The organism is Planosporangium thailandense (assembly GCF_011947195.1).
Lineage (GTDB): Bacteria > Actinomycetota > Actinomycetes > Mycobacteriales > Micromonosporaceae > Planosporangium > Planosporangium thailandense.
Genome location: NZ_JAATVY010000034.1, coordinates 45,810 through 56,289, shown reverse-complemented (window position 1 = coordinate 56,289; position 10,480 = coordinate 45,810). Strand labels below are relative to the sequence as shown.

The following is a 10,480-nucleotide window of genomic DNA, read 5'->3' as shown; positions in this document are numbered from 1 at the left end:
CGGCGACGCGTTCACGCCGGGCGAGAAAGCCCGGGACTTCGCGTACTACGAGCCGCTGACCGTACGCGACTCGTCGCTGTCGGCGTGCGTCCAGTCGGTGATGGCCGCCGAGGTCGGCCAGCTCGACCTCGCATACGACTACCTGGGCGAAGCGGCGCGGATGGACCTCGACGACCTCGAACACAACACCGGCGACGGATTGCACATCGCCTCCCTGGCCGGCGCGTGGATCGCGCTGGTGGCCGCGTTCGGCGGCATGCGCGACAGCGGCGGATCGCTGACGTTCGCACCGCGGCTGCCCGAACCTTTGACCCGCCTCACGTTCAGCGTGCTGTGCCACGGACAGCGGCTGTGCGTCAACGTCACCCGCGCCGAGGCGACGTACAGCCTGAAGAGCGGCAAGACTCTCGAGCTGGCCCACCACGGTCGGGCCTTCACACTGGCCGCCGGCCAGCCGGCGACATTTCCGATCCCGCCGGTCGAGCCCGGTCCACGCCCGAGCCAACCGCCAGGCCGCGAACCGGTCCGGCATCGGCCCGGCTCCGCGTAGCATCCGCTCCCTCGCCGCATATGGACCGTACGGACGCCGCTGGCGGATGACAGGCATGAACACGCTGCTGACAACGCTCGGCCGGCTGCCGGCCGCCGCTGCACGGTCGCTGCCGACACCGGGTCGCCGGATGGCCCGGCGCAGCTGGGTGGGTAATGGCCGCGCCCACATCGAGGTGCGCGGCATCCACCGGCCCGGCAGCGAGTTCATCGCCAGACGCCTGGAGAATCGCCTCGAACGCATCGTCGGCGTCGACGCCGCGGAGGTCAATGCCGTTCTCGGACGGGTGGTGGTGGCCTTCGACAGCGGTCAGGTCGGCCTCGACGACCTGGTCGACGCGGTCGAGGACGTGGAGGAGGCGCACGACCTGCACGCTGAGGCCTTCCCGAGGGACCGCCCCGACCACCCCGCCGACGTCGAGCCGCTGCGCCAGCTTCTGGTCACCCTGGTCGGCGACACGGTCGCGCTGGCGCTGGCTGCGGTGCGGCCGGCACTCGGCCGCCGCACGTGGCCATCCGACCTGCTGTCCGTCCTCGCCCTGGTCGAGGCCACGCCCCGGTTGCGACACGAGCTGAGCCAACGGTTGGGCCGCGCCGCGACCGACCTCGTGCTCGCCGTGACCCACGCGCTCGCCCAGGGCCTGACGCCCGGATTACCGATCGGTCTGCTGACCGACGCCGCCGTCCACGCCATACTCGTCTCCGAGACCAGCGCCCGCCGGACCGCCTGGCAGCACCTGGAGCCCGAACTGTGCACCAACCGGACCGGCGAGTGCATGCAGCCGGTTCATGTGCCGCCACGGCCCGTACCACTGCCGCACGGTCCGGTCGAGCGCTACGCCGACCGGGCCTCCTTCCTGGCTCTGGCTGCGGCGACCGGCGTGGCCGCGCTCGTCAGAGACCGTCACCTGGCACGGACCGTCCTCGCCGTCGCCACCCCCAAGGCGGCGCGGCTGAGCCGGGAGGTGTTCGCCGCCCGGCTCGGACGCGCACTGTGCGCCCGCCGCGTCGTCCCGCTCGACGCCACGGTGCTGCGCCGGCTCGACCGCCTCGACACCGTCGTCATCGACTCCCGTGTCCTGACCACCGGCCGCTTCACTATCGGCCGAGTGGACGGGGTGGACTCCAACCTCCCGGCCGCGGAGAAAAGCAGCCTGCGGGCGCGCGTGGCAGGGCTGATGGATGCTTGTGACCCGGAGAAAGTCACCGCCCGCAACGGCTGGACGCTCGGCCCGCTGAGCAAGGTCGCGTCAAGCCGCCAGCCGGCGGTAAGAGCGGTGGCGGACCGACTGCGTACCGCCGGAGGCGTCACACTCGGCCTGACCCGGGGCCGGAACCTGGTCGCGGTCGGCGTCGCCGTACCCGAACTCGCACCGCACGCGGCGGACCTGGTGGCGTCGGCCCGTTCGGTCGGCGCCCTCGTCGTGGCCGGCGTTGGCAGTGGACTGGGTGAGAGTTTTTCCGCCGACATGGTGGTGCCGAACGGCACCCGCCTGGCCGGCGAGATCCGCACCATGCAGCAGCAGGGCCGGGTGGTCGCGCTGGTGGCCCGCGCCGGAAGCGCCGCCCTGACCGCAGCCGACGCCGGGATCGGCGTCCTGTACCAGACCGGTTCGGTGCCCTGGGCCGCCGACCTGCTGTGCGGTCCCGGCCTCCAACCCGCGTGTCGAGTACTGAACTCGGTGGAGATGGCCCGCGCCGTCTCCCGCCGTGGCGCCCTCATCGCGCTGTGTGGTTCGGTCGCCGCCGCGCTCCTCGCACTGCCCGGGCCCAGGACCGGAGCGTTCGTACGGGCCCGGATCGCGGTCAACGGCGCCGCCGTCGTGGGAATGGTGATGGGAGCGTTGTCGGCCAGATCGGTCGACAAGCGCCCGTATCCGATCCCGACCGACGAGGCACCGTGGCACGTGTGGAACGTTGATACGACACCACGCCCCCGGGCCCATGGCACGTCGCTGCCGGCCACCGTCCGGCACAGCGCGCCCGCCGCGGTGCCCACACCAATGAGATCGGGTCGGACGTAGTCCGTCGGCGATAACCGAGTCACGGTCAGCAGAGTGCTCAACTGTTGGCAGGGTCGTGATTCGCCGCTCGGCAAGGGCGGACCTGGTGCTCCCGGCGGACTCACAAAAGGTCGCGCAGGAGCTCGGTATCGGTGGTGACGGCGCCGCGCCGCACGACCGATACCTGGCCCCGTTGTTCGAACACCACGAATCGCACCGAGGAGAGCTCGTCAACGCCGTGCTGTCTCAGCAGGCCGTACAGGTCCTGGCGGGTCAGGCCGCTGCGGCGAAGCTCGCCGTCGAGGACCTTGCCCTCGGCGACCAGCAGTCGCGGCGGGTGGTCGATCAGTCGGGCGAACAGCGGCCGGAAGCGCAGCCGGGCGGTGAGCCGGTGGGCGAGGAGGACCGTCAGCAGGGTCGCCGCGCCGGCCAGGTAGCCAGCATCATGCGCATTAGGCACCCGACCGACGATGGCTCCGGCGGCTACGGCCGCGATGAAGTCGAACGCCGACATCTCGGCCAGGGTACGCCGTTCACCGACGCGGAAGCAGATCACGGCGGTGGCGTAAAGCAGCAGGGTCTTGACCACGACCCACCACAGGTCGTGCGGGGATCCGAACACAATTGACACGGCCCGCGCTACCCGATCCGAACGCACGACAAACGCCGCACGGCCGCCGGGCACCGCCCGTTCGACCCGCGCGGCCTGGCGACCGAAGCGCACGTCGATGCCGGACTGCTGGAACGACGCCGCTACCATCTCGCCGGCGAACGGCTCGACCCGGTTGAGCAGGCGGTCGCGGCGCACGAGCATCGTCGTCGCTGCAGCGCCGAGGGAGTGCAGTGCCTGGGACATCTCGCAGGCCACCGGCCCGGCGCCGATCACGACCAGCCGCTTGGGCACCTGCTGGACGCTGGTGGCCTCCCGGTTGCTCCACGGGCGCGCCTCCCGCAGTCCGGGCACGCCGGGGATCGCGGGGTCGCTGCCGGTGGCGACGACAACGGCGTGCCGGGCACGTAGCGTCCGGGTGCCGTCGTCCGGGGTGGTCACCTCGGCCCGCAGGGGGCCGGCCAGGTGAGATCGCCGTAGTCCTTCACCAGCGTCGGTGGGAACTGTACGGTCCACGCTTCGCGGTCCACGTGCGGCCCGTTCGGGTCGCGGACGAACCAGCCGGCGCCGCGGTACAGCCAGACGTCCAGTCCGACGACTCCAGCAGCGCGATCGCCGGGGTGACCACCGGGCTCGGGATGGTGTGCTGCTCGATCACGGACAGGCCGGGGTTGACGAAGGGCCGCCGTTTGAACGCGGCGATCGGGGTACCGAGTTGCAGCGGCTCGATCAGCATGGACATGCCGCGCGGCGGCCGGCCGCTGGTGATGGCGAACAGGATGTCGGCGGCGTGCAACGCGCGTACCGCCCCGACGGCGCGGTCGGTGAGGACCTTGTCGTGGGTCACCAGTGTCCCGTCGACGTCGGCGACCATCAGGCGGATGGGCGGTGTCATGGGCTTTCTGGCAGGTACCAATGGTGTGGTGAGATGAGTCGGTCGACGGAGTCCGGACCCCACGACCCGGGGGTGTACTGCTCCACCGGCGGCGGATCCTCCAGCAGCGGGGTGGAGACCTCCCAGAGCCGCTCGATACCGTCGGCGCGGGTGAACAGCGACTGGTCGCCCAACATCGCGTCGAGGATGAGCCGTTCGTAGCCTGCCAGCTGGTGCTGGACGCAGAACGAGTCGGCGTACCGGAACGTCATCGTCGCCTCGCCGAGACGCATGGCGGCACCGGGCTCCTTGGCCAGGAAGTGAGCCCTGATCCAGCCCGGATCGTCGAAGTCGATCACCAGCTTGTTGCTGGGCTGCACGGTCGGGTTATCCGGATCCAACGCGAACATCCGCAGGGACGGCTCTTTGAACCCGAGCGTGACCACCCGTCGCTTCTGCCCTAGCGATTTGCCGGAGCGCAGGTAGAACGGCACCCCCGACCAGCGCCAGTTGTCCACCTCGACGCGCGCGGCGATGAACGTCTCGGTCTGCGACTGAGGATCGACGCCGGGCTCGTCGCGGTACCCGTGGTACTGGCCGCGAACCACGCGGGTGGGGTCCAGCGACGGGATCGCCTCGAAGACCTTGGTCTTCTCGTCCCGCAAGTGTTTCGCCGCCAGGGAGGTGGGCGGCTCCATGGCCACGAAACCCAGCACCTGGAACAGATGCGTGACGATCATGTCCCGGAACGTGCCGGTCGGTTCGAAGAACGCGGCGCGGCCCTCGATCCCGATCGTCTCCGGAACGTCGATCTGTACGTGGCTGATGTGGTCCCGGTTCCAGATCGGCTCGAACAGTCCGTTCGCGAACCGGAGGGCGAGGATGTTGTCGACCGACTCCTTGCCGAGGAAATGGTCGATCCGGAACACCTGGGACTCGTCGAAGGCGGCATGGATGGTCTCGTTGAGCGCGCGGGCCGATGTGAGATCCGTGCCGAACGGCTTTTCGACGATGATGTGGGCGTCTCTGGCCAGACCGGTATCGGCGAGCATGTCGATCGTGGGCGTGAAGGCCGCTGGCGGTACAGCCAGGTGGTACAGCCGCCGTGGACGACCGCCGAGCGTCTTCTCGGCCGCGGCCACCGCGTCGACCAGTGGTCGCGGGTCTGTCGGCGTGACGGGGCTGTAGGACAGCGAGTTGGCGAACTCCTGCCATGCCTCGCCGGTCGGCTCCGCCAGCCCGAACTCGGCCACGGCTTCCTTTGCGTGCCGGCGGAACTCGTCGTCGGTCAGCACGGACAGGGACGCGCCGACGATCCGGTTCCTGGCCGGCAGCAGGCCCGCTCTTGCCAGATGGAACAGCCCGGGGAGCAACATCCGTTTGGCGAGATCCCCGGTCGCGCCGAACAGCACGATCACGTGGTCCTCGGCAGGTACTGTGCTCTCGCGCCGCTCCGGGCGCTGCAGCGTGGCGGCTGTCCCGGTCCCCGAGCTGCGTGCTTCCGGCCGTACGCTCATGATCTCTGATCACTCCAGCCGTCTGGGCACTACCCGAGTTCGTTACCCGGCGCTGCGGGTCGTACACCGATGGCGCACCGGTGGAGGGCCCCGCCTTGGTACCGGCTTCGACCGTGGCGTACCTGTTGCCGGCGCTAGCCCCGCTCCAGGCCGGCTGAATCAGTTCCAGCGCGACCACACGTCCAGCCCGGCCAGCCAGGCCGGATGGTCGTCAGTCTTGTTTCGGCAGTACCGTCGCTGGGCTAACGGTGATCGCTCCCGGCCGGAGCGGTCGCTCCAACGGCCGCGACCGACGCCACACACTCAGTCCTTCTGACGCAATCCGGATACGGGAACCGGCGAGCTGGTCCACCGCGTGCGTCAGAGCAGTTTTCCCTCTTACCCAACGGGAAGCCAGATACAAAAGGCCGACTGGTCCACCGTCGGTCGGCGCTTCGATGGCAGTCGCCCACCAATGTTTCGACTGACGGAACGTGCTATCCGGGAGCCCACGACCTCCTCGCGGTGGATGCAGGGCCGGAAGCGCCCGGTAGACACGCGCCTACGTCAAAGATCATTGTCCTCAGCAGGCGTGACTGCCGCCAGCGCCAGTCGGCTTCGCAGATGGGAGAGCACATGTGTCCGCCTGAAGACATGCGTCCGGATGCCCGGGCCGGGACTGAACCTGATCGCACTACTACGAACCCACGCGCAGTCGACGCGCGCCAGGCACCAGCTGCCGGTGCTGCCGAACCCTATGGCAGCAACCGGGGACAGGACGCCAAGGCGACGGTGGTCGCCGGCGCCGCGGCGGCGGACCCATTCGTCTACAACGCCCGCGGCCATGGGCTTACCGGTGATGGGATCACCAACGACCAGCCCGCCCTGCAGGCGCTGGTAGACGAGCTGGGAGCGGCCTACGCGCGTGACGGCCAGCCGCGAACCATCTACTGCCCGGCTGGGGTGTACTCGATCCGGGACGAGGGCACAGTGTGGCGGAGCGGCGTCTCGCTGATCGGGGCGGGCGCGGCCGCCACCCGGTTCGCCCTGTCCAACCCGGGAAATGAGACGTCCCCGACGCCGCTGGCTTTCTTCACAGCGCTGCAGCATGGCGCCGGCCGGGAAAACCACATTGCGGACTGCACCTTCGCGCACTTCGAGATCGACGGCTCCGGCGTCATCGTGCCCTCCTACGATGTGCTCGCCAAGGGGCTCGGGCTGCAGTACGTGCTGCGGGGCCGCTTCCACGACCTGTACATCCACGACACCCCGGCCACCGGCTTCGGCTGCGACTTCCTCCAGGACACGTTCGTGGACAACCTGCTGATCGTGCACTGCGGGCGGCTGGAGAACGGGGAGTGGATGGGCGGCGCCGGCATCGGTATCGGTGTCGGCGGCTGGGGAGCTGTCGAGCGGTGCACGGTCACCGCCTGCACCACGTACCGCAACGGCACCAACGGGATCTTCTTCGAGCTGCAGAAGCAGGACTGGACGCCGCCACGTGGCATCCGTGTCATCGGCTGCCACTCAGAGGCCAACCGGTTCGGCATCTCCGACTGGGGCACTGACGGGCTCGTCGTCGCCGGCTGCACCCTCATCGGCAACCACCAGGCCGGCTACGACGTCTCGTCGCTGGGCACCACGTCGGTCGCTGGGCGCGGGGGCATCCTGACCGGCTGCATCATCGAGGAGAACATCTGGGACGGGGTCGGCATCGGGAACACCCCGGGCCCCTACACCGTCTCCGGCAACCGGATCAGCCGCAACGGCCGCTTCGGGTACTGGCAGCACAACCTCGCCGGTGGCGACCAGGAGCCTGCCGCTGACATAATCATCGACGGCAACGAGTTCTGGGACAACGCAGTCTGCGGCATCTACATCGATTCCGCGCTGTCCGACCCCGTCGTAGCGGGAAACCGGGTGCGCAACAACGGCCGGCGGATGGAGCCCGGCTGTTCCGGCGGTGGGGCAACCGTCTCCTATACCGAACGGACCCTGATCGACACCGCCGCGGAGTGGGCACCGGATGGGCATCGCGGCAAGTGGATCACCGCCGGCGGGCAACAGGCCATCGTCATGGGAAACACGCCCAACGAACTCACTTTTGCGCCGCGCCGCCCCGGCGCGCTGACCGCCTGGTCCGAAGGCACCCCACCGCCGGGCGCGTCTTACCGGCTGCCCGACTCGCCAGCCGCCAGAGCCGGCATCACGCTGGCCGCTGCCACCCACCGTCCCACCATCCACGACAATCTGATCTGTGACAGTCAGCCACACCAGACCCAGACCCACGGCCTGCGGATCACCCAAACCGGCACCTGCCAGTCCGGACGGGTGCACGACAACGACCTGGAAGGCAACGCCGTCGCGGCCACCCACTTCGACACGGCGCCCTCCGGGGGTTGCTGGTACCACAACCTCGGCCTCGACAAATGCCCAGGCGAACAATCCTGATGTCGCACGGCTTCCCGGACGGCCACTCGGCGACGGCCGCGAACGGTGGGCGGCCGACCGGCCCGTTTCGGGCGGACAGCTTGGCGTGCTGGCGGCGGAGCGGGTCGCGATGCCAGCACAGGACGGTGCCAGCGCAGGACGATGCCAGCACAGGACGGTGTCGGGGGAGACGATCAGGTGCAGTTGCCGCAGCCGTGCCGGGGGAGTCGGTGGAGCAGGGCGGCGAGGAATGCCCGGTCGGGCGGGGTGAGACGGGGCTTGTCGGTCTGGCGCTGCACGAGGGCGAGCTGGTGACGCAGCATCAGAATCCCGACGTCCTTATCCGAATCGCGCAACGGCAGCAGCCAGATGAGCGCGAACGCGTTCGTGAGCGCCAGGTTGGGCAGTCGCAGCAGCACGATCGACCATCCTGGCGGACCCGGCTCGCAGTCTTCAGCCGTATCCGAGAACCGGCAGGTCATAGCTCCTGGACGTGGTTTTCGGCAAGTGCAACGATTCCGGGTGGCTGGGCCGGTGGCGTCGACGTGTGCGGCGGAGGCCGTGGGACGGCCCGGTGCTGTCGCTACGCGTTTGTCAAACCGTAGGTGGCGGCCCACGCCCGCTTCAGGTCTTCCTCATTCGCGTGCCCGAACGTGTAGGCAGGAGAATCCACCGGCAGTGCCCGGTCCACCCGGATCAGCACCGCCTCGTGACATGGAATGTCGGGGCCGTGGGTATCCAGCACCCACCGGCGGGACCACTCGTACACGGGGTCGCCAGCGCCGCGGATCGCGGCGGTTCCCTTGAAGCGGTAGCCGCGCCTGCGGACGAGATCGACCACATTCACCTCAAGCCGGGGGACGCGCCGCAGGTTCGCCACCGTCGTGGGTGAGGCCATGTTCATGAACACCAGGTGATCGTCGTCGTAGACGAGCAAGGACCCTTTCGGAGAGAGGTTCGGGGAACCGTCCTCGCAGACCGTCGCAACGAACGCCAGCTTGGCACTGGCGACGATCTCCCGCATGTCCTGAGTGATGATTCCCATTGCTTGCCAGCCTTTCCATGCCGTGTCTGCGTGCCCTCGGCCTCCTGAGCTGTGACGACGCAGCCTGTTTCGAATGCGCGGTATGACGAGCGGATGACAGGATCCGCTGAAGGCCTTGCCGCCTCTCTGCGCCGTTGGGCGGGCTTCTCGATCGTGTTGGATGACCCTCATCTGCTGGCACCGCGGTCGGTGATCGATCACATCCGTCCAGGTGGCCGGTTTCGGGAACGCGTTCCGGAAATCAAGCCCCGCCACCGGGTCGACACCCTCCCGCGCGGTTCTGCGTGCGGTGCCGCCGCGAATCAGCGCAATCACCTGTTGCGTCTCGCCGGACACGGACACGGGCACGGGCGCGTGGCCGTGCCCGTGTCCGTGTCCGGCGTGCCCCGTGATCCAGCATCAGGATCGGACGGTGCCCGGTCGCGGACGCGCTCAGGGGATGAGCACGATCTTCCTGCCGCCGGCCCGTCCGGCGGACACGCGGGTGAAAGCGGCCGGCCCCTCGCGCAGTGGCAGCGGTTCCGGCGCCAGCCGCAGCGTCCCTTCGCCGAGCTGTTCCGCCAGCCGGGCCAGCTGCGCGGCATCGGGCCGCACGTACAGGTCCGTGCTGGTGATGCCCCGCTCCTCCGGAGGCGCGTCCGAGGTCAGCGAGCACAGCTGGCCGCCGTCGCGCACCAGGGGCAGGGCCGCCACCGCCGTCCCGACGGCGGCGATCAGCGCACCGTCGAACCCTCCGCGTACCTGATTCGGCCAGTTCGGGTCGTGGTAGTCGACGACCTCCACCGCTCCCAGGCCGCGTACGCGGTCGGCGGCAGAAGCGGACGCGGTCGCGGTCACCTCGACGCCCACGGCCGCGGCGAGTTGAACGGCCAGGGAACCGGTCGCCCCGCCTCCGTTGGTGACCAGGAGCCGCTGCCCTGGACCAAGTCCCAGCATCTCCAGGGCCTGCCACGCGGTGAGGCCGTTGACCGGCAGTGCCGCCGCGTCCACAGGATCCAGCCCGGGCGGGCAAGCCGCCGCATGCGCCGCGGTGAGCAGGACACGTTCGGCCCAGAAGCCGCTCCCACCGGGCAGCGGGGCCTCGTGCGCGAGGACCCGGTCGCCGACAGCGAACTCATCGACATCGGCACCGACCGCCAGCACCCGGCCCGCGCCCTCCACACCGAGCGCCGCCGGGGGGCGCAGCCCCACGTCCCAGCCGGCGCCGTTGAGCAGCCGATCCCACGGTCCGACCCCGGCCGCCTCGACCGCCACCAGGATCTGACCGGGACCGGGAGACGGTGGGTCGGGCAGCTCCAGCAGGACGACGTCCCCACCCGCCCCGGACACTCCGCACGCTTTCACGATTACCCTTTCGCTCGGTCCGGCCGACCGGCAGGTGCAGGCCGGAATCCCTGACGCCGGGAGCACGCCGACAGGGCGTCGTTCGTGGTCTCAGCTTTCACACTGTCGAGCCTATGCAGGCAGTGGCCC

Annotated in this window: 9 protein-coding genes; 3 read left to right on the top strand and 6 right to left on the bottom strand. The window is 69.7% G+C overall.

Annotated features, from left to right (window positions below; all coding sequences use genetic code 11):
- Together HC031_RS28810 and HC031_RS28805 are read left to right on the top strand one after the other, a co-directional pair.
- Positions 1-550, top strand: a 550-nt coding sequence (locus HC031_RS28810; RefSeq protein WP_277349832.1) for a glycosyl hydrolase family 65 domain-containing protein, incomplete at its 5' end; no start/stop codon positions are given.
- Positions 551-605: 55 nt separating this feature from the next.
- Complete coding sequence (locus tag HC031_RS28805) at positions 606-2,573, top strand: heavy-metal-associated domain-containing protein (RefSeq protein ID WP_167928592.1); 1,968 nt, start codon at positions 606-608, stop codon at positions 2,571-2,573.
- Between the two features lie 100 nt (positions 2,574-2,673).
- Here the strand turns inward: HC031_RS28805 and HC031_RS32700 are convergent, their stop codons facing one another.
- From HC031_RS32700 to zwf, 3 genes are read right to left on the bottom strand one after another with little or no spacing between them, the layout of a single operon-like run.
- Positions 2,674-3,678 (bottom strand): FAD-dependent oxidoreductase, encoded by a 1,005-nt coding sequence (locus HC031_RS32700; RefSeq protein WP_205863368.1) that lies wholly within the window; start codon positions 3,676-3,678, stop codon positions 2,674-2,676.
- Positions 3,647-4,057: an HAD family hydrolase gene (locus HC031_RS28795; RefSeq protein WP_205863367.1), complete on the bottom strand. Its 411-nt coding sequence runs from the start codon at positions 4,055-4,057 to the stop codon at positions 3,647-3,649. The genes HC031_RS32700 and HC031_RS28795 overlap by 32 nt, the downstream gene beginning before the upstream one ends.
- The gene (gene zwf / locus HC031_RS28790; protein ID WP_167928591.1) at positions 4,054-5,553 is read right to left on the bottom strand and encodes a glucose-6-phosphate dehydrogenase; all 1,500 of its coding nucleotides are present in this window, start codon (positions 5,551-5,553) and stop codon (positions 4,054-4,056) included. The genes HC031_RS28795 and zwf overlap by 4 nt, the downstream gene beginning before the upstream one ends.
- Positions 5,554-6,156: 603 nt before the next feature.
- On the opposite strand from zwf, the gene HC031_RS28785 reads away from it, so the two are divergent.
- Positions 6,157-7,983, top strand: coding sequence for a right-handed parallel beta-helix repeat-containing protein (locus tag HC031_RS28785; protein WP_240943156.1), 1,827 nt, complete (start codon positions 6,157-6,159; stop codon positions 7,981-7,983).
- Between the two features lie 173 nt (positions 7,984-8,156).
- Here HC031_RS28785 and HC031_RS28780 read toward each other — a convergent pair whose 3' ends face one another.
- The 3 genes from HC031_RS28780 to HC031_RS28770 all read right to left on the bottom strand — a co-directional run bounded on the left by HC031_RS28780 (position 8,157) and on the right by HC031_RS28770 (position 10,351).
- Complete coding sequence (locus HC031_RS28780; RefSeq protein ID WP_167928590.1) at positions 8,157-8,381, bottom strand: hypothetical protein; 225 nt, start codon at positions 8,379-8,381, stop codon at positions 8,157-8,159.
- A 164-nt stretch (positions 8,382-8,545) separates the two neighbouring features.
- Positions 8,546-9,343 carry a pyridoxamine 5'-phosphate oxidase family protein gene (locus HC031_RS34595; protein WP_205863366.1) on the bottom strand — a complete coding sequence of 266 codons (798 nt, stop codon included), beginning with the start codon at positions 9,341-9,343 and terminating at the stop codon, positions 8,546-8,548.
- Positions 9,344-9,439: 96 nt separating this feature from the next.
- Positions 9,440-10,351 (bottom strand): alcohol dehydrogenase catalytic domain-containing protein, encoded by a 912-nt coding sequence (locus HC031_RS28770; protein ID WP_167928589.1) that lies wholly within the window; start codon positions 10,349-10,351, stop codon positions 9,440-9,442.
- Between the last annotated feature and the right edge of the window lie 129 nt (positions 10,352-10,480).

What these genes read in the sequence shown, in the direction of transcription:
- zwf (WP_167928591.1), bottom strand. Translation starts at nt 5,553, where the DNA reads ATGAGCGTACGGCCGGAAGCACGCAGCTCGGGGACCGGGACAGCCGCC.
- HC031_RS28785 (WP_240943156.1), top strand. Translation starts at nt 6,157, where the DNA reads ATGGGAGAGCACATGTGTCCGCCTGAAGACATGCGTCCGGATGCCCGG.
- HC031_RS28805 (WP_167928592.1), top strand. Translation starts at nt 606, where the DNA reads ATGAACACGCTGCTGACAACGCTCGGCCGGCTGCCGGCCGCCGCTGCA.
- HC031_RS28795 (WP_205863367.1), bottom strand. Translation starts at nt 4,057, where the DNA reads ATGACACCGCCCATCCGCCTGATGGTCGCCGACGTCGACGGGACACTG.